The organism is Ruegeria sp. BE1, assembly GCF_056538885.1.
Window position 1 is genome coordinate 533,764 of record NZ_JBQFTY010000003.1, and the last position, 18,530, is coordinate 552,293.

An 18,530-nucleotide genomic window follows, 5' to 3' on the forward strand; every position below is an offset into this window, starting at 1 on the left:
ATGGGTGACACACCTCAACTTTTCAAATTCGATCTGGTTCAAAATCGCTACGATTCGATGGGTGACAGCGACACCTACATCAAACCGATGGTGACCAGCGAATTCAGCAAGTCCATGTGCGGCGGTATCAACGTCCTGAACAACATCAAGGTGCCTTGGGATCTGACCTGCGACGAGATCATTTATTGCCTTGAGGGCACCTTCCGGCTGGTTTGCGACGGCAAAAGCTATGTCTGCAATCGTGGTGATGTGCTGTTTGTCCCCAAGGACAACCACATTTCCTACGAGGCGGACGGCAAGTGCGTGATCTTCTATGCCGCCTACCCTCACAATTGGAAACAGCTTGCCGGGATCACCCAAGTTCCGGGCATTGACCCTGACGATTTTGTCCCCGGCTGAACACCATTTTCGCTGAGCGACAGAACAAACGAAACCACTGCGACCACTGAGAAGTCACGCTCAGTGATTGATATTTGATTGATTGTTCGATCGGAGGACACCGAATGCCCAAGGACAATACCAACGCCCGCATGTACTACGAGACATTCAACGACGCAGTCGAGCGTAACCGCCCGCGTATCCCGGAAGTTCAGCAGCGTTTGGAGAAGGCTGGCGTTAAGTACGTGATGGCCGCCTGGATTGACCTGCACGGAATCCCAAAAACCAAACCCGTACCGATGAGCGATTTTGAACCGCTGTGCCTTGGGAAAGGCCCGCAATTCGCGGTGCATTCGATTTCTTACGTGCCTGAACTTAGCCCTGCGGACAGCGATCAGGTGGTCGTGCCGGATCTCGAGGCCGTCTACATCTGTCCGTGGGACACATCGATGGCGATTATATTCTCGGACCTCTACTGGGAAGATGCCCCTTACAATGTCTGCCCGCGCCAGGCCCTGAAACGTGCCATGCACGAGGCCGCGCTGGAAGGGTACACAGGTTATGCCGGGGTCGAGCCCGAGTTCATCGTCATGAAATACGACGACGCCGGACAGCCTGTGAAAGCCTTTGACGACGACCCAGCGGACGGGTTTCGCCCGCGTCGTCAGGCCTTTGGCTATGATGTGGAATACTCCATTGACTCGATGCCGTTCCTGAAAACCCTGATCGACATCATCGAAGGTTTGGGCTGGAACTTGCACGATGTGGTGGCCGAGGGTGCATATTCCCAGTTTGAGCTCGATTTCCACTACACGAACTTGCTGGAGATGTCTGACCGGCTGGCATTTCTGCGCATTACCCTGAAAGAGGTCGCCAAAAAGCACGGGATGTTCGTAACCTTTATGCCAAAACCGACCGTGGGTGACTGGCGATCGGGTGCGCATATCAACATGTCGATGCAGCATGAAAGCCGTCCAGGCGAGAACATCTTTGAAACGCCCGATGGCGAATGGAGCGACGAAAGTCGCTGGGCCGTGGGCGGATTGATGCAGCATGCAGAAGCGATCACCGCGATCACCTGCCCGACCGTGAATTCCTATAATGGTCTGGTACCTCGTGTCGGGGGGTTTGAGGGCGGCACCGTCACCTGGGCCCCGACCAATATCACTTATGGCTTCAACAATCGCTCGGCCCAATTCCGCCTGCCACAGAGCCGCCACTGCATCGAAAACCGTGCCTGCGACATGACCATGAACGTCTATCTGGCAATGGCGATGCACCTGACCTGTAGTGTGAAGGGGATCAAAGAAAAGATCGACCCGGGCGAACCAACGGATTTTGATCTTTACTCCAAGACCGAAGCTGAACTTGTCGAGCTTGGAATCCGCCGATTGCCGCGAACCCTGTTTAACGCGATTGAAGCCCTGCGCGGCGATGCAATGGCGGAACATGTTATGGGACCGGTGATGCGTAACTCTTATCTCGAATACAAAAACGACGAGTGGGAGCGGTATCACCAATCGGTCACCGATTGGGAAGTGCAGGAGTATCTGCGACTCTACTGAGGCAGGAGATGACCAGATGGTGTCGGACTTTGAGATATACGAGCTTGGCGACCTTCCACTTTTGTCGGGGGAGGTATTGAAGGATGCCAAGCTTGCCTATCAGACTTACGGTACATTGTCGGCCACCCGTGACAATGTCATCGTTCTGCCCACGTTTTATACAGGTACAAATTCCCGTAACGAGGGGTTCTTTGGCCCGGGTCGCGCGATTGATCCAGCGCGGCACTTCATCGTCAGTCCGAACATGTTCGGCAATGGTCGGTCGTCGTCGCCCTCGAATACGCCAGCGCCGCAGGACGGTCCGCGTTTTCCGCTGGTGCAGATGTGGGACAACATCACTGCCCAGCATCGGTTGATCCATGATCACCTGCGGATCGAGAAAGTCGCCCTTGTCGCCGGCTGGTCAATGGCGGGCTGCCAATCCTATCAGTGGGCGGCGCAGTACCCGGACATGGTACAAGCGATCTTGCCTTTCTGCGCTTCGGCCAAAACCTCACCGCATAACTTCGTCTTCCTCGAGGGGGTCAAGGCTGCCCTTTGTGCGGACCAGAACTGGAACGGTGGCAATTATGACAGCCCGCCTGAGGCCGGGCTCAAGGCTTTTGGTCGGGTCTACGCAGGCTGGGCGTTCTCTCAGACCTTTTACCGCGAGAGGCTTTATAAGCAGCTCGGGTTCCAATCCATTGAAGAGCTCATGCAAGATTGGGAACAGGACCATGTGCAAGGCTGGGATGCCAACGATCTGCTGGCCAAGCTTGCCACTTGGCAGGCGGGCGACATCTCAGCCGGGTCGCTTTACAATGGAGATTTTAAACTGGCGCTAGGTGCCATCAAGGCTCGTGCCATTCTGATGCCCTGTACTCAGGATCTCTACTTTCCCCCAGAGGACAATGAAATTGAGGCCCGCCACATACCTCGTGCCATCTTCCGCCCTTACAATTCCCCTTGGGGCCATTGCGCTGCCAATCCAGGCAACGACAAAGGCTTCACTGCGCAGCTAGATGCCAATATTCGTGAACTTCTTGAAGAGTAACGCGAGCTGAATAACTGCAGGACTGTGCGGATTCACGAGCTAACGATTTTTTCTTTCACGTGAGGGGCAACAATACGGCAACCGGTACGCAAACATGGTGTTTCGGGTATAGGCGCGCTTTGGTTTAGTCGGTAAATTTTTAAAGCCCACTTTAACGCGCACTGCAGATGCCGATACTAGTCGCAGCATTCGAAACATTGGGCTCTCTACGGCCCACTGCGGTTGCAGCGATGGCACAATTCACATATCTCAAAGACAGGCCATTCCCTTAAATCGTAAAATCGCCCTGTCAGCGCTGTGCTGATAATTGGGTGCGGAGGGAGGAATGAAGGGCATATCACGCCAAGAGTCCAACTTCCCGCAGTTATCCCCCAAACGAAAAGTACGGAATAAAGGGGGCATCATCGGACAGAAGCGACCCCTGTTACCGAAGCAGGTCTGGGCAATCCGGACACGGCTCGAACTGGCGGGCAATCTACGTGATCTGGCTTTGTTCAACCTCGCCATCGACAGTAAGTTGCGCGGTTGCGGCCTAGTCAAACTGTTGGTGGCCGATCTGGTCGAGGATGACCGCGTTCGGGAACGTGTTTCTGTGGTCCAGAGCAAGACCAAGCGGGCGGTGCAGTTCGAACTGACGGAAAACACCCATGATACGATTGCTGTGTGGATCAAGTCGCCGGAAATGATTGGCTGCCGCTTCATGTTTACGAGCCGGTTTCGTGATCGCCCGCATATCTCGACCCGCAAGTATGGCCGACTTGTGCGGGATTGGGTGGCCGCGATTGGGCTGGAACCGAGCGGATATGGAAGCCATTCGCTGCGCCGGACCAAGGCGGCAGAAATCAATCGGAAAACAGGAAATCTCAGAGCGGTTCAACTACTGCTTGGTCACACAAAGGTCGACAACGCTGTCCGATACCTTGGCGTCGAACTTGAAGACGCCCTAAATTTCGCCGAACAAATCGACGTCTGAATTATGTTGGCGGGCGCCTTATGCCGTTCGCCAATCCAGATCACACCTACAGCCGCTCCGCAGTAGCGGTTCGGAATGAGCCCAACCCGGTTACCGCAAACTCTAGCGGCTCGCGCACGAAGGACCAAAATCGCTGCATCTGCACGCTTAGCAACGCTGCGATGTGACGGGGATAACGGTCATTGATGCGCAAAGCCGCGAAGATTGGCGCCACAACTTACAGGGCGTGTACAAACTCTGTTTCGATGGGGTGCGCAAATGTCTGCATGCCTGCTAATTTGCGGCATCTGACAATGCCGTATCAAGGCTTTTTGAAACTTGATCCACGTCTTTCGCAGTCAGGCACAGAGGCGGCACCATACGCAGGCATTGCTGGAAGGGGCCGGATTTCGACAGAATGACGCCCTGGGAGCGGCAGGCCTCAAACACCTTGGTGGTCATGTCCTTATCCGGCTCTTTGCTGTCACGATCCTTGACGAATTCGATGGCCAGCATCAGGCCCTTGCCGCGTACATCGCCGATGGCTTTGTGCTTGTCCTTGAGGTCATGCAGGCGCTCCAGCAGCTTGCCGCCAACTTTGGCCGCGTTCTCTTGCAGTCCTTCATCCTTCATTACGGTCAGCACAGCGCGCGCCGCGGCGGCCGAGGTTGGGTTGGCACCATAGGTGTGAAACATGAACTTTTCAGCCATGGGTTCAGCGATGTGCTTTTTTGCCACGACCGCTCCGATGGGAAAACCGTTGCCCAGCCCTTTGGCCATGACCACGATATCGGGCACCACGCCATCAGCCTCGAATCCCCAGAAATGCGCGCCGGTGCGGCCAAAGCCCGATTGCACCTCGTCGGCAATATAAAGCCCGCCTGCCGCGCGCACCTTCTCGGCCGCGCCGGACATGTAGCCCTTGGGCATTTCGATGATGCCGCCATAGCCCTGCACGCTTTCAACGAACATGCCTGCGACCTTGCCGGAGGTCGCCGTGTTGATGGTGTGGTCGATCTCATCGAGGTAGGGCTGTGTACGGGGGCCAAAGATACCACGATATTGGTTGGGCTCGGGCACGAAGGCGACGTTGCCGGGCATGCCGGGGTGACGCCAGCCCGAGATGCCGGTGATCGACTGCGCCGCAGCCGTTGGTCCGTGATAGGCGGTACGCAGAGCCAGCAGATCAAGGTTGCCCGTATAGGTTCGCGCCATCGTCATCGCCAGATCAATCGCCTCGGATCCTGAATTGGTCAGATGCACCACCCAGTCATGACCTTTGGGCATGGTCGCGGCCAGTTCTTCGGCCAGATGGGCCGGAGTGGGGTGGTAGAACATGGTCGTGCAATGGGTAAGTTCTTGAGCCTGCGCCGTCGCAGCCGCCACCACGCGCGGGTGCGAATGGCCGACCGAGATGCAGACATTCATGCCCAAAAGATCGGTATATTTGCGCCCATCCGCGTCCCACAGATACTGCCCCTGTCCTTTCTGGAACACGATCGGTTCACGGAAAGGGGTAAAGCGGGTCAACGAGGCGGCGTAATACCGGTCGCGCCGCGCGGCGGTGTTCGAGAAATCCCAGTCGGTGTGGAGGGGGTGATCGGTCATGTGCGTGCTCCGGCTGTCAGTCGTGAGTTGCTTGGATCAAAGGGGGCTTCGGGCAAAATGGTTGCGGTGCGATGCTGGCCGAGGATCGAGATCGTCAGCCCGTCGCGCGCGGTTGCATCGCGCAGATAGGCCAACGCCAGCACCTTGCCTGTGCGGTGGCCATAGGCGCCCGAGGTGACGATGCCCACCGGCTGGCCGTCGCGCCAAATGGTATGGGCGTAGAAGGGATCAACCTCGCCTGCCTCAACCTCCAACAATACCATGTCCCAGGCGTTCTCGCGGGCCAGCTCCGCACGCAGGTCTTTACGAACGAAAGGCGTCAATCCGGCCTCAAGGGGGCTGCGCTCGGTGGTCAGGTCGCTGCCCCACCCGCGATAACCCTTTTCCAACCGCATCGAATTGGCGGCATAGGCCCCATAGAAGCCAAGGCCATGGGGTTTGGCTACCTCTTCAAGCTTGATGAAGAGCGCGACGGCCTGGTCGCGCGCTACATGCAGCTCCCAGCCGCATTCCCCCAGGTAGGAAACCCGCAGGGCGCGCACAGGGATGCCGGCAATTTCGATTTTCTGTGCAGTGAGCCAGGGCATGGCGGCAAGCTCCGGCAACACCTCGGGCGATTTCGGCCCCATGACGCCGATCACCGCCAGGTCTTCGCAACGGTTGGTGACGGTCACATCGAACGCCGCGGCGACCTTGGTCAACTGGTCCAGGTCGATTTCCTCGGCTGCCGCCGCTGAGGTCAGATAGGCGTGATCCTCGGCCAGTCGGGTGGCGGTGAATTCCGACAGAACCCCACCCGTTGGTGTCAGAACATGGGTCAACCCGATACGCCCCGGTTTCACGGCGCGGTTGGCACCGAGCGCCTCAAGAAACGCCGCCACATCCGGCCCCGTGACATCGAACTTCGAGAAGACCGATAGGTCGGAAATGGCCACGCGGTTGGTGGCGGCGTCAACCTCGGCGGCCACGGCATGGAACCAATTTGCCCGGCGGAAGGTCTCATCGGCTACGGCACCGGGCATATCGGTGAACCAGTTGGGCCGTTCCCAGCCATGGGCTGCCCCCATCACCGCGCCGCGCTCTGCCATCAGGTCGTGCAGAGGCGACACGCGTAGGCCGCGCCCGGCCGGGCGTTCTTCGTGCGGATAATGAACACCGAATTGCAGGCCGAAACATTCGATGGCTTTGGCCACGCGGTACTCGCGATCCGCCCACGACCCAAAGCGCCGGCTGTCCACCGCGAGTGCATCCATCGGCGGGGCACCATGGGTCATCCAATGGGCGAGGAACCAGCCCGCGCCGCCGCCCTCCATCACGCCCATGGACGAGCCGGTCAGCAGCCACGCGTTGTCCAACCCATGGGCCGGGCCGATCAGCGGGTTGGCGTCGGGCGTAAAGGTGATCGGGCCATTGATAACCGTTTTCACCCCGCCGGTTTCCAGCGATGGGATACGCTCCATCGCGGCCATGATGATATGCTCGACCCGGTCCAGATCGGGGGGCATGAGGTCCGCGCCGAACTCGGGCGGTACGCCATCGACAGACCAGACCTGCGCCTCTTTCTCATAGGGGCCAAGGATCAAGCCATCGCGCTCCTGCCGCACATACCAGCTTTCCTCGGGGTCGCGGATGATGGGCAATTCCGGCAGGCCTTGCGCGATCCGGTCTTTGACCGCCTTTACGGTATCGGTAACCAGATACTGATGCAGCACCGGGACAGAGGGGATGTTCAGGCCCATCATATGCCCGATCTCCCACCCCCAAGTGCCCGCCGCGTTCACCACATGCACGGTTTCCACGGCGCCTTTAGGCGTATCGATCACCCAATGCGCCCCTGCGCGGCGGATCGCGGTTACGGGGTAATTGCGCCAGATCTGCGCGCCACCATTGCGGGCAACTTCGGCCATCGCCTGTGTTGCAAGCGTTGGGTCGACGTGACCATCATCCGGTTCATAGATGCCGCCGATCATCCCGTCGAGTTTTGCCAATGGGTGCAGTTCGGCAATACGCTCGGGTGTCAGGACCTCTAGCGGATAGCCGGTAAAATCCGACAGTCCCGCCACGTGGCGGAACTCATCCATGCGATCCGGGTTTCGCGTTATCCGCATTGCGCCCGAACGGTGGAATCCGCAGTCCCGTCCTGTCTCTTCCGGCAGGATATCGCGGTAGAGGCGCACCGAGGTGGCACGCAGTTCCTGAATGGTCGGGTTATGCGCGAAATGCGTACAAAGCCCCGCCGCGTGCCAGGTCGAGCCGTGGGTCAGGTCGTTTTTCTCGACCAGCAGTACATCGGACCAACCGGCCTTGATCAGATGATACATCAGCGACACGCCCATCGCACCGCCACCGATGATGGTAACCTGCGCTTTAGTCATGCGCGCATCCTTTCGCCTGAGGGATCAAAGGGCGGACGGCGCAGCGGCTCTGCACTATAGTCCTGCCCGGCGACCCGGATCGTGAATTTCCTCTCGCAGGTCTGGCTGAGCGTCTCGCCCGGCGCGACTGCGATCAAGGCAAAGCAGAGGTTCAACCCCGTGCGCGGCCCTCGCCCGCCCGAGGTGGTCAACCCCACATGGCAGTCGCCTTCGAAAACAGGTTCGTCATGCAGCATCAGGGCCTCGCCTACGACGCTCAGCAACACCAGACGTCGCGAGACGCCTTCAGCCTTTTGACGTTCCAGCGCCGCTTTGCCCGCGAAATCCTTGGACCAATCGATGGTGAAGCCAAGCCCGGCCTCCAGCGGCGTGATCTCTGGCCCCAGCTCATGCCCCCAGTGTTTGAAACCCTTTTCCAGACGACAGGCATCGAGCGCATAGTGTCCAAGGGGTTTCGCACCCGCGCCAATCAGCGCATCGAACAGCGCCGGGGCGTCAGCATTGGCAATCGTAAGCTCCCAGCCAAGCTCGCCTACGAAACTGACGCGGGTGGCCCGGCAGGGAGTGCCGTTCAAGCGGGCCTCGGCAGCATGAGCGAACGCCATCTCGGGCAACTCGCCCAGACCTTGCAACAACGCCCGGCTGCCCGCGCCCATGACGCCAATGGTGCAGAAACCCTCAGTCACGTCGCGGATGGATACATCGCCCGTCAGGTAGCGGCGCAGGTAGGCAAGATCACGGGCGCGGGTGGCGGCGCCCGAGGTCAGATGGAATGCTTCTGCCCCCAGCCGCGTCACGCTTACATCCATCTCGATCCCGCCGCGCGTATTGACGATCTGAGTGTAAACCACGCGGCCCTCTGGCACATCCATCTGCGCCGTGGTCAGGTGGTTGAGAGCCGCCAGCGCGCCGGGACCGGTGATGTCGAGCTTGGTGAAGGGCGAAAGCTCGATCAACGCCGTACCCTGATCCATCACCGCCGCTTCGGCCCGTGCCAGCGGCCACCAGCCCTGCGCGCCAACGGAGTAATCCTGCGCCGCGCCATAGTAAAGGCCGCGTTCCCATCCGGCGGTGAGGCCGAAATGCGCGCCATGCGCGGCCCAGTGGTTGTGCAAAGCGGTTTTGCGCAGCCCGCGCCCGGATTTGGGTTGCCTATAGGGCCAGTGCAGGTTGAAGAGGTCGGCGACAGCCTCCTGCATCCTCGTGGCCATGTGTTCGGGCGTCGCGGTGGCGGGGTCGACGCGGGCGATATCGACCTCCCACATATCCATCGGGGGGATACCATCAACCATCCAATCAGCCAGCGCGCGGCCGATCCCGGCCGAGGACATCACACCGACCGAGTTCATGCCAGCGGCTACAAACAGCCCGTCAATCTCGGTCTCACCCACCAAGGGCCGCGTGTCGGCGGTAAAGCTTTCCGGCCCGTTCATAAAGTGCTGAATGCCCGTGGTTTCCAGCGCCGGGCACAGCTCCAGCGCGGCTTGCATGAAGGGGGCGAATTGGTCCCAATCTTCGGCCATTTCAAGGAAGGGGCGGTCACCCTCGGGGCCATAAGCGTCCCAGCATTTGGCGTTGGGCTCAAAGCCGCCAATCACCAGTTTTCCCGCGTCGCCCTTGACATAAATACCCCTATCCAGATCGCGGATCACCGGGAATGGATTGGGCAGATCGGGCATAGGTTCGGTCACGACATACATATGCTCGACTGCCTGCAAAGGCAGTGCCACGCCGACACTGGCGGCCAACTCGCGCGACCACGCGCCGGTCGCGATGACCACCTGATCGGCGTTCAATTCGGTGCCATCTGCAAGGGTAACGCCGACGATGCGCCCGCCCGTTTTGCGCAGCGTCTGAACGCCCGTATTCTCGCGGATCACCACCCCGCGATCCCGCGCGCCCCTGGCATAGGCCATGCACAGATCGACCGGGTTCACATTCGCATCTTCGGGCACAAAAAGCGCGCCTACATGGCTGCTCGGATCCAGCAGAGGCACAGGCACATCCGAGGCGTCGACCATCTGCGGGGTCAAACCCTGCGTTTGTCCCAGATCCGCGATGCGGTGCAACTCGTCCAGACGCGCAGGATCTCGCGCCAACCAATAGCCGCCCGTCCGACGGTATCCGGTGGACATGCCGGTTTCGGCCTCAAGGGCTGGGAACACCTCCAACGCGGCAGAGGCCAACCGGGTCATGTTCGGGGTCGCCCTCAGCGGACCTACGATTCCAGCCGCGTGCCATGAGGTGCCCGAGGTCAGCTGATTGCGTTCCAGAACGGTAACATCATCTGCGCCGCGCCTGGCCAGATGATAAGCCACGCTCAGCCCGATGACGCCGCCGCCGATGATGAGGGTCCGCGGCATCAGAAATAGTCCCGATCCGGCTGTTCCGCCTTGCGCATCGCGATGTAGTCCTGCAGGGCCGCGTCAATCTCAGGATCGAGGCCGGGGTCTTCGTACCCCGCCAACCGCTCTTTCCAGATCGCATTCGCCCGCATTGCGGCGTCCTTTTCACCGGCGGCCTGCCATTGTTCGAATGAATTGTCATCCGGCGTCCACGGGCGGAACAGGGCCGACATGAAATTGGCCTGCGTGTGTTCTGACCCCAGAAAATGCTGCCCCGGACCGGTTGCGGCGATGGCCTCCATCGCCTGGGCGTTCTCACTCATGTCGATGCCGTCGAAGAACCGACCGATCTTGCCGCAGAGATCGTGATCAATGATCGTTTTCTCGAACGAGGTCACAAGACCGCCTTCCAGCCAGCCCGTTGCGTGATTTATCAGATTGGCCCCGGCGAACATCGACATCATCAGGCCCCACGCCGCCTCTTGCTGACTTTGCGCATCGGGCAGTTTCGACGCGCTGAGCGTGCCCACAGTGTGCAGCGGCACCCCCAGCCTGCGGGCGAGCTGGCCAGCAGCCAACACCATCAACCCGGCTTCGGGCGTGCCAAAGGTAGGCGCGCCGGATTTCATCGACATGGTCGAGGCAAAGCTGCCCATCAGACAAGGCGCGCCGGGGTTCACCAACTGGGTCAGTGTCATGGCCGCCAGGGTTTCCGCCAGCACCTGTGCCAAAGTGCCGGCAACAGTTGAGGGCGACATCGCCCCGGTCAGAACCCATGGGGTGCAGGCCACCGGCTGTCCCGCTCGGGCATAGGTCTTGAGCGCGCCGGACATATGGCTGTCCATCACCAGCGGTGCGTTCGTGTTCGAGACACAGTAGAGCACGGCGTTTTCGGCCACGAACTCCTCTCCGAATACAATCCGCGCCATGTCGATGGCGTGACCCGCGCGTTCTGCTCCGATGAAGGCCCCCATAAAGGCCCGGTCAGAATGGCGGATATGGCCGTACAGCATGTCCAGATGGCGTTTGTTCGCAGGCAGGTCCACCGGCTCGCACACGACACCGCCGGAGTGGTGCAACCAGGGCAGTGTATGATGCAGCTTGACCAGATCTATGAAGTCCTCATGAGATGCATAGCGCCGCCCCCGGTCCAGATCATGCACGAAGGGAGGGCCCCATGAGGGGCAAAGAACGCTGGCATCGCCGCCAAGCTGGACGTTGTTGGCCGGATTGCGCGCGTGCTGTGTAAACTGAGTGGGGGCGGTGGCAGTAATGGTCTTGCGGCAAAAACCGGGGGAGAAACGCACGCGGGTGCCGTCTATATCGCAACCGGCATCTGCAAAAATCTGCAGGATCTCGGGGTCGTCCTGAAACTCCATCCCCGTCTCGGACAGGATGGAATCGGCATTGGCCTCGATCTGCTCCAGCCCCGCCTCGCCAAGCACATTGAAGGTTGAAAGCCTGCGCAGGATGAACGGCGTGCGCGGCTCCTGCGCTCCAAGATGATTGGCAGATTTGCGTCGGCGAGATGTGCGTTGGCGTGTCATGCCGGAACTCTTGACCAGCGCTTGACACAAACCAAGAAAATACGATCAGTATAAATTATTCTTATACTAAGGATGCGTTATGCTGGATCGCCGGAAACTGTCACCAAGCCTGATGCGCTCGCTTGAAGTCTTCGTTGCAGTTGCTGAGACAGGACAGATGCGGGCCGGTGCAAAACTTCTTAACCTTTCACAACCCGCAGCTTCGCAACACATCACAGCGCTTGAGAAGGCCTTCGATACCACTTTGCTGGATCGCAGCACCCGCCCGGCGCGATTGACTTATGCGGGTACGCGCCTGCATGGCAAAGCCCAGAAAATTCTGCATGCCATGTCGGATATGGAAACCGAATTGCGCCATGTTGGTCAGAACCGCTTGACCCTTCTGCGTGTCAGCATGCAAGCGTCAATCGCAACAACACTGACACCAGCTTTGATTGATCTTGCACAGCAGGACTTCCAGATCGAAGACATCACGCTGCACGCCGGTCAAAGTGGAAATCACGAACACCTCTTGCGTACCAAACAAGCAGATCTGGCGATCACCTCGAACCCGTTCCTTGATATGGATGGGTTGGAGCGTCACCAGGTGCTGAGCGAACGATACCTGCTGGTGCTTCCTGAGACCTATGATGGTCCAACAGACACTCTTGAGGTGATTCAATCGCAGCTGCCGCTTGTGCGGTTCGGAGACACAACAAACGCAGGACGCCAGATTGCTCAACACCTGCGTCGACTCAGGTTCGAACCTGACAGAGTCATTCAGGCAGATCGCTCAAGTATGGTCACATCCTGTGTGTCTGCCGGTCAGGGGTTCAGCCTGCTGACGCCGACGCTGCTGATTGATGGGCTGGTGGAAAACATGAGGCTCAGGCTGTTGAACCTCCCCGTTTCCGGCCTCTCCCGGACTTTGACAGTGGTTGCCAGAAAAGGCGAGTTGCAGGATCTACCAAAGGTGTTTGCCGAGACGTCTGGCAGAATACTACTCCAACAAATCGCACAGCAGATGGGTGACATCGCCAAGTTGAACGTGGACCGTCGCAGGTGACACTGATAAAACAGCTCAATCATAACCCCCATCGCAACAGTCTCTGCAGCGCAAAAGAGCCGATGCCACAAACGCAAACAAATGCCGCGTTAGCCAAAGTTCGAAATCGATTGACGGCAAAGTCCCGCGTCTGGTTTTTCGAAATAGGTTGTGGCGAAAGCTCGGTTTCGACTTGGGTCAAATCTCAACAAACAAACGTCCGGTCTGGCGCCATCGGCTCCACTGCAGCGTGAATTGTGCCACACCTGCGAGCAAATGCTGCGTCAGCAATAGCCGCGTGAGTAAAAGACGGCTCTGACCGCAAAGCCAACCTTTTGTGATGCCTGAGCAGCTCAGCCTCACACGCATTAGGCGGTCGGGTTTAGGCCGTAGGTTGGTTGTGTTTACCGGCTGACCGAATCCAACGAAAGGGGCAGTTGACAAAATCACTGTGCGCTCTGTCTATGGGTTGAGCTTTAGATAGTCCTGGAAGCCGCCACTATGACCCCAAACGTAAAAGGTGCGCTGTTGATGATGGGCAGCATGGCGGGTTTTACCATCAATGATACGTTGATCAAACTGGCCGGTGAGCAAGTGCCTCTGTTTCAGATGGTGGCCATGCGGGGGGTGGTGGCGACGGCTCTTGTCTATCTGATGGCGCGGTATCTTGGGGCGCTGCATCTGAATTTTCCGCATCATGACAAATGGCTGATCGCGGCGCGTTGCCTGGCCGAACTGGCGGCCACGTTCTTTTTCCTGACGGCACTTTTGCATATGCCGTTGGCCAATGTGACGGCGGTATTGCAGGCCTTGCCGCTGACCGTGACGCTTGGGGCGGTGCTGTTTTTCCGCGAACGGATCGGGTGGCGGCGGGTGCTGGCCATTGCGCTGGGGTTCATCGGGATGCTGCTGATCGTGCGACCGGGCCCTGACGGGTTCGATCTTTATGCGATTTATGCGCTGATTGCGGTCGCGTCCGTTACTGTCCGCGATCTGATCACGCGGCGGATGTCCGTCCATGTGCCTTCGCTGGCAGTGACCCTTGCGACTTCGCTGAGCATCACGCTGGCCGCCGCGATCGCCGCGTCTGTGTCGGGCTGGCAGCCGGTACCCCCTGCGGCCGGGGCCATGGTCGCCTGCGCGGCGGTATTCGTACTTGCGGGATATTTGTGCAGCGTCATGGTGATGCGCGTGGGCGAGGTCGGGTTTATTGCGCCGTTTCGCTATTCAAGCCTGATCTGGGCGTTGGCCCTGGGCTGGCTTGTGTTCGGCGACTGGCCGGATATCATCACTCTGCTGGGCGCGGGCCTGGTCGTCGGCGCCGGGCTGTTCACACTATTGCGTGAAAGACGGGCTCATGCGGGTGAATGAGCCCGCCGAACCGCATCCTGATCAATGGCAAAGCGCGCGATGAATTCGCCCTCAAGCTCGGGCGTCAGGGGGGAAAGCTCGGTTGCGCTGTTGCGCGCGTGCGGAGAGTCATTGAACTGGTTCAACGTCCGCACCCACATGGGCGCGTCGGGGTAGCTGACCGCCGGCATGAAGTTCCCGATCCGGTTGTGGGTGAAGTTCATGATCGTCAGCTCGCATCCCCCGCGCACATGCATGGCAAAGCCAATCCCCAGCAGGGACCGAAAGACGGGCGCCGCCTGAATGCCATCGGCCCCGAACCTGGCCAGAAACCCCTGATTGTAGTCGATGGCGACGGTCTTGTTGTTTTGCAGCAAGCTTTTGTTTTCATCTGCGGCAATGCGCAGGCGTTCGATGAAATCCACCGATACAGCGTCATCGTCGTCATGACGGAATTGAATGCACGGCGCATCCGGGTTGTCGCGTGCGGCGTTCAATACGTCTTTCATGACCCGGCGGTGGCGCATCGGACGGCGGGCGAGGATCTCAACCTGTTTCATACCTGCGGTCAGGTCGTGCAGCCGGTCAAGGGCGGGTTTGGGCAGGCATTCCCCGATGACAATCTTCAACTGGTAGTCTTCGTCCGTCTGTTCGCGCAGGCAGGGCAGGGTGGTGGTTTCGAACAGGCGGAACCGTTCCTCAAGCCGGGCGGGGTTGTACAGGTAAGCGCGTCGTTCCTCGATCGTGTCATGTTCGACCTGAAAGCCGCCATGGGCGGGGTAGGAAAAGCGGCACAGGCCGATGATTTGCATGGTTCATCCGTGGTTCAGACCGTCGCTGTGACTATGCCCGCGCGTCCCGAAAGCCGCAACGTGCATCGGGGGTGGAAACTGCAAGAACCGGCGCGTAGATAGGGGGCACAGGTGGCGTGACTTTCTGACAGGGGGTTACTGTTGACACTTGGCCCGACTCCCCCTATTACGCGCCCATCTCGGTACCGGGGGCCGCCCCATAACCGATTTCAGTAATGAACTGGTCAAGGCCCGGACACTTTTATCGTTCGCGCCCTCTGATAACAAACCGCGACGTTCACCTCGGAATGGGAACGCTCGCGGGTTTTGCGCTTGTGGACGCATGAGTGCAGCGAATTTAACCGCACGCAATGCGCGTGCATGTCATGTGTGTTGCAAAACGGGGAAGAAACCGGAATGCCAACTATTCAACAGCTGATCCGCAAACCGCGGCAGCCCAAAGTAAAACGCTCGAAGTCCATGCACCTGGAGCAGTGCCCGCAGAAACGCGGCGTCTGCACCCGTGTGTATACCACCACACCGAAAAAACCGAACTCGGCTATGCGTAAGGTTGCCAAGGTGCGCCTGACCAATGGGTTCGAGGTCATCTCGTACATCCCCGGTGAAAGCCACAACCTGCAGGAACACTCGGTTGTTCTGATCCGTGGCGGCCGTGTGAAAGACCTTCCCGGTGTGCGTTACCACATCCTGCGCGGTGTTCTGGATACTCAGGGCGTCAAAGACCGTAAGCAACGTCGTTCGAAATACGGCGCGAAGCGTCCCAAGTAAGAAGGAGAGGCTGATATGTCACGTCGTCACGCCGCCGAAAAACGCGAAGTCCTGCCTGACGCCAAATTTGGCGACAAGGTTCTGACCAAATTCATGAACAACCTGATGATCGACGGCAAGAAGTCGGTCGCAGAGCGCATCGTTTACAACGCCTTTGACCGCGTTGAGAACAAGATCAAGCGCGCGCCCGTCGAAGTGTTCCACGAAGCGCTCGACAACATCAAACCGTCGGTCGAGGTTCGCTCGCGCCGGGTTGGTGGTGCAACCTATCAGGTTCCGGTCGAAGTCCGGCCTGAGCGCCGCGAAGCGCTGGCCATCCGCTGGCTGATCACTGCCGCCCGTGGCCGCAACGAAAACACCATGGAAGAACGCCTCGCCGGTGAACTGCTGGATGCTGTACAGTCCCGCGGTACTGCCGTGAAGAAGCGCGAAGACACCCACAAAATGGCCGAGGCGAACAAAGCCTTCAGCCATTACCGTTGGTAATCCCAGAGGCTTATCAAAATGGCACGCGATTATACACTCGAACATTACCGTAACTTCGGTATCATGGCGCATATCGATGCAGGTAAGACCACCTGCTCGGAGCGTATCCTGTACTACACCGGCAAATCCCACAACATCGGTGAGGTGCACGATGGTGCAGCCACCATGGACTGGATGGAGCAGGAGCAGGAACGCGGCATCACCATCACCTCGGCTGCGACCACCACCTTCTGGGAGCGCACCGAAGACGGTAAAACCGCCGATACCCCCAAGCACCGCCTGAACATCATCGACACCCCCGGCCACGTTGACTTCACCATCGAAGTTGAACGCTCGCTGGCGGTTCTCGACGGTGCCGTCTGCGTTCTGGACGCAAACGCCGGTGTTGAGCCCCAGACCGAAACCGTGTGGCGTCAGGCTGACCGCTACAAGGTTCCGCGTATGGTTTTCGTCAACAAGATGGACAAGATCGGCGCAGACTTCTTCAACTGCGTTCGCATGATCGAAGACCGCACCGGCGCACGTGCTGTTCCGGTTGGTATTCCGATCGGCGCCGAGTCCGAGCTGGAAGGTCTGATCGACCTGGTCACCATGGAAGAATGGCTGTGGCAGGGCGAAGATCTGGGCGCAAGCTGGATCAAAGCACCGATCCGCGACAGCCTGAAGGACATGGCTGACGAATGGCGCGGCAAGATGATCGAAGCGGCCGTCGAAATGGACGACGACGCGATGATGGAATACCTGGAAGGCAATGAGCCCGACGTTCCGACCCTGCGCGCCCTGCTGCGCAAGGGCACTCTGGACATCGCGTTTGTTCCGGTTCTGGGTGGGTCTGCGTTCAAGAACAAAGGCGTTCAGCCGCTGCTCAACGCTGTGATCGACTATCTGCCCAGCCCGCTGGACGTCGTCGATTACATGGGCTTCAAACCCGGCGACGAAGAAGAAGTTCGTGACATCGCCCGTCGTGCAGACGACAACATGGCCTTCTCGGGCCTGGCGTTCAAAATCATGAACGACCCCTTCGTAGGCTCGCTGACCTTTACCCGGATCTACTCGGGCACCATGAACAAGGGTGACTCGATCCTGAACTCGACCAAAGGTAAGAAAGAGCGCATCGGTCGTATGATGATGATGCACTCGAACAACCGGGAAGAGATCGAAGAAGCGTTTGCAGGCGACATCATCGCGCTGGCGGGTCTGAAAGACACCACCACCGGTGACACCCTGTGTGATGCGAAGGATCCGGTGGTTCTGGAAACCATGACCTTCCCCGATCCGGTGATCGAGATCGCGGTTGAGCCTAAAACCAAGGGCGACCAAGAGAAGATGTCCCAGGGTCTGGCCCGTCTGGCCGCCGAAGACCCGTCCTTCCGCGTGGAAACTGATCTGGAATCCGGTCAGACCATCATGAAAGGCATGGGCGAACTTCACCTGGACATCCTGGTTGACCGTCTGAAGCGTGAGTTCAAGGTTGAAGCGAACATTGGTGCACCGCAGGTGGCCTATCGTGAAACTATCTCGATGCCGGTCGAGCACACCTACACCCACAAGAAACAGTCGGGTGGTTCGGGTCAGTTCGCGGAAGTCAAGCTGGAGATCCAGCCGACCGAAGCGGGCGAAGGCTATTCGTTCGAGAGCCGCATCGTTGGTGGTGCCGTTCCGAAGGAATACATCCCCGGTGTTGAAAAAGGCATCAACTCGGTCATGGACAGCGGCCCGCTGGCTGGCTTCCCCGTGATCGACTTCAAGGTTGCCCTGCTGGACGGTAAGTTCCACGACGTTGACTCGAGCGTTCTGGCGTTCGAAATCGCATCGCGGATGTGTATGCGTGAAGGCATGCGCAAAGCTGGCGCGAAGCTGCTGGAACCGATCATGAAGGTCGAAGTGATCACCCCGGAAGAATACACCGGCGGTATCATCGGCGACCTGACCTCGCGTCGTGGCCAGGTGTCTGGTCAGGAGCCGCGCGGTAACGCCATCGCGATCGACGCATTCGTTCCGCTGGCGAACATGTTCGGCTACATCAACACCCTGCGTTCGATGTCGTCGGGCCGTGCCCAGTTCACCATGCAGTTCGATCACTACGATCCGGTTCCGCAGAACATCTCGGACGAGATCCAGGCGAAATACGCATAACCCAAAATTTGAGGGAGCTCCGGTCGGGGGCTCCCTTCATTACCGAAAAAGGAGGCCATCATGGCAAAGGAAAAGTTTGAGCGTACAAAACCGCACGTCAACATCGGCACGATTGGGCACGTTGACCACGGTAAAACGACGCTGACCGCAG

15 protein-coding genes are annotated in these 18,530 nt (G+C 59.0%); 10 read left to right on the forward strand and 5 right to left on the reverse strand.

The window, feature by feature from the left end:
• The 4 genes from ACR0J5_RS12795 to ACR0J5_RS12810 all read left to right on the forward strand — a co-directional run bounded on the left by ACR0J5_RS12795 (position 1) and on the right by ACR0J5_RS12810 (position 3,949).
• Positions 1-399 carry a cupin domain-containing protein gene (locus tag ACR0J5_RS12795; protein ID WP_306201564.1) on the forward strand — a complete coding sequence of 133 codons (399 nt, stop codon included), beginning with the start codon at positions 1-3 and terminating at the stop codon, positions 397-399.
• Positions 400-503: 104 nt separating this feature from the next.
• Positions 504-1,943 (forward strand): glutamine synthetase family protein, encoded by a 1,440-nt coding sequence (locus ACR0J5_RS12800; RefSeq protein ID WP_480653897.1) that lies wholly within the window; start codon positions 504-506, stop codon positions 1,941-1,943.
• Positions 1,944-1,959: 16 nt separating this feature from the next.
• Entirely contained in the window at positions 1,960-2,976 is a 1,017-nt protein-coding gene (locus ACR0J5_RS12805) for an alpha/beta fold hydrolase (RefSeq protein WP_480653899.1), read from the forward strand.
• Between the two features lie 325 nt (positions 2,977-3,301).
• Entirely contained in the window at positions 3,302-3,949 is a 648-nt protein-coding gene (locus ACR0J5_RS12810; protein WP_480653900.1) for a tyrosine-type recombinase/integrase, read from the forward strand.
• A 273-nt stretch (positions 3,950-4,222) separates the two neighbouring features.
• Here the strand turns inward: ACR0J5_RS12810 and ACR0J5_RS12815 are convergent, their stop codons facing one another.
• Genes ACR0J5_RS12815 through ACR0J5_RS12830 form a run of 4 tightly spaced genes read right to left on the reverse strand, consistent with a single transcriptional unit; the run spans position 4,223 to position 11,803 of the window.
• Positions 4,223-5,536: an aspartate aminotransferase family protein gene (locus ACR0J5_RS12815; protein WP_480653901.1), complete on the reverse strand. Its 1,314-nt coding sequence runs from the start codon at positions 5,534-5,536 to the stop codon at positions 4,223-4,225.
• On the reverse strand, positions 5,533-7,911 hold the full coding sequence (locus ACR0J5_RS12820) for a GcvT family protein (RefSeq protein WP_480653903.1): 2,379 nt from the start codon (positions 7,909-7,911) through the stop codon (positions 5,533-5,535). The genes ACR0J5_RS12815 and ACR0J5_RS12820 overlap by 4 nt, the downstream gene beginning before the upstream one ends.
• Positions 7,908-10,274: a GcvT family protein gene (locus tag ACR0J5_RS12825; RefSeq protein WP_480653905.1), complete on the reverse strand. Its 2,367-nt coding sequence runs from the start codon at positions 10,272-10,274 to the stop codon at positions 7,908-7,910. The genes ACR0J5_RS12820 and ACR0J5_RS12825 overlap by 4 nt, the downstream gene beginning before the upstream one ends.
• Entirely contained in the window at positions 10,274-11,803 is a 1,530-nt protein-coding gene (locus tag ACR0J5_RS12830; RefSeq protein ID WP_480653907.1) for a trimethylamine methyltransferase family protein, read from the reverse strand. The genes ACR0J5_RS12825 and ACR0J5_RS12830 overlap by 1 nt, the downstream gene beginning before the upstream one ends.
• 79 nt (positions 11,804-11,882) lie before the next feature.
• On the opposite strand from ACR0J5_RS12830, the gene ACR0J5_RS12835 reads away from it, so the two are divergent.
• Together ACR0J5_RS12835 and ACR0J5_RS12840 are read left to right on the forward strand one after the other, a co-directional pair.
• Positions 11,883-12,848: a LysR family transcriptional regulator gene (locus tag ACR0J5_RS12835; RefSeq protein ID WP_480653909.1), complete on the forward strand. Its 966-nt coding sequence runs from the start codon at positions 11,883-11,885 to the stop codon at positions 12,846-12,848.
• Between the two features lie 480 nt (positions 12,849-13,328).
• Positions 13,329-14,198 (forward strand): DMT family transporter, encoded by an 870-nt coding sequence (locus ACR0J5_RS12840; RefSeq protein WP_480653911.1) that lies wholly within the window; start codon positions 13,329-13,331, stop codon positions 14,196-14,198.
• Here the strand turns inward: ACR0J5_RS12840 and ACR0J5_RS12845 are convergent.
• The gene (locus ACR0J5_RS12845) at positions 14,183-14,989 is read right to left on the reverse strand and encodes a putative rhamnosyl transferase (RefSeq protein ID WP_480653913.1); all 807 of its coding nucleotides are present in this window, start codon (positions 14,987-14,989) and stop codon (positions 14,183-14,185) included. The genes ACR0J5_RS12840 and ACR0J5_RS12845 overlap by 16 nt on opposite strands.
• Before the next feature lie 396 nt (positions 14,990-15,385).
• Here ACR0J5_RS12845 and rpsL point away from each other — a divergent pair, with 396 nt between their 5' ends.
• The 4 genes from rpsL to ACR0J5_RS12865 form a co-directional block, all read left to right on the forward strand.
• Positions 15,386-15,757 (forward strand): 30S ribosomal protein S12, encoded by a 372-nt coding sequence (rpsL, locus tag ACR0J5_RS12850; RefSeq protein ID WP_005621086.1) that lies wholly within the window; start codon positions 15,386-15,388, stop codon positions 15,755-15,757.
• Between the two features lie 15 nt (positions 15,758-15,772).
• On the forward strand, positions 15,773-16,243 hold the full coding sequence (rpsG, locus tag ACR0J5_RS12855; RefSeq protein WP_039529242.1) for a 30S ribosomal protein S7: 471 nt from the start codon (positions 15,773-15,775) through the stop codon (positions 16,241-16,243).
• An 18-nt stretch (positions 16,244-16,261) separates the two neighbouring features.
• A complete protein-coding gene (gene fusA, locus ACR0J5_RS12860; protein ID WP_480653915.1) occupies positions 16,262-18,379 on the forward strand; it encodes an elongation factor G in 2,118 nt (705 codons plus the stop codon).
• Between the two features lie 60 nt (positions 18,380-18,439).
• Positions 18,440-18,530, forward strand: a 91-nt coding sequence (locus tag ACR0J5_RS12865; protein WP_215675807.1) for a GTP-binding protein, incomplete at its 3' end; no start/stop codon positions are given.

Bases quoted from the DNA above. Each gene is read 5' to 3' on its own strand.
- fusA (WP_480653915.1), top strand. From the start codon at position 16,262: ATGGCACGCGATTATACACTCGAACATTACCGTAACTTCGGTATCATG.
- ACR0J5_RS12815 (WP_480653901.1), bottom strand. From the start codon at position 5,536: ATGACCGATCACCCCCTCCACACCGACTGGGATTTCTCGAACACCGCC.
- ACR0J5_RS12820 (WP_480653903.1), bottom strand. From the start codon at position 7,911: ATGACTAAAGCGCAGGTTACCATCATCGGTGGCGGTGCGATGGGCGTG.
- ACR0J5_RS12810 (WP_480653900.1), top strand. From the start codon at position 3,302: ATGAAGGGCATATCACGCCAAGAGTCCAACTTCCCGCAGTTATCCCCC.
- ACR0J5_RS12835 (WP_480653909.1), top strand. From the start codon at position 11,883: ATGCTGGATCGCCGGAAACTGTCACCAAGCCTGATGCGCTCGCTTGAA.
- ACR0J5_RS12825 (WP_480653905.1), bottom strand. From the start codon at position 10,274: ATGCCGCGGACCCTCATCATCGGCGGCGGCGTCATCGGGCTGAGCGTG.
- ACR0J5_RS12840 (WP_480653911.1), top strand. From the start codon at position 13,329: ATGACCCCAAACGTAAAAGGTGCGCTGTTGATGATGGGCAGCATGGCG.
- ACR0J5_RS12830 (WP_480653907.1), bottom strand. From the start codon at position 11,803: ATGACACGCCAACGCACATCTCGCCGACGCAAATCTGCCAATCATCTT.
- rpsG (WP_039529242.1), top strand. From the start codon at position 15,773: ATGTCACGTCGTCACGCCGCCGAAAAACGCGAAGTCCTGCCTGACGCC.
- ACR0J5_RS12800 (WP_480653897.1), top strand. From the start codon at position 504: ATGCCCAAGGACAATACCAACGCCCGCATGTACTACGAGACATTCAAC.
- ACR0J5_RS12845 (WP_480653913.1), bottom strand. From the start codon at position 14,989: ATGCAAATCATCGGCCTGTGCCGCTTTTCCTACCCCGCCCATGGCGGC.
- rpsL (WP_005621086.1), top strand. From the start codon at position 15,386: ATGCCAACTATTCAACAGCTGATCCGCAAACCGCGGCAGCCCAAAGTA.
- ACR0J5_RS12795 (WP_306201564.1), top strand. From the start codon at position 1: ATGGGTGACACACCTCAACTTTTCAAATTCGATCTGGTTCAAAATCGC.
- ACR0J5_RS12805 (WP_480653899.1), top strand. From the start codon at position 1,960: ATGGTGTCGGACTTTGAGATATACGAGCTTGGCGACCTTCCACTTTTG.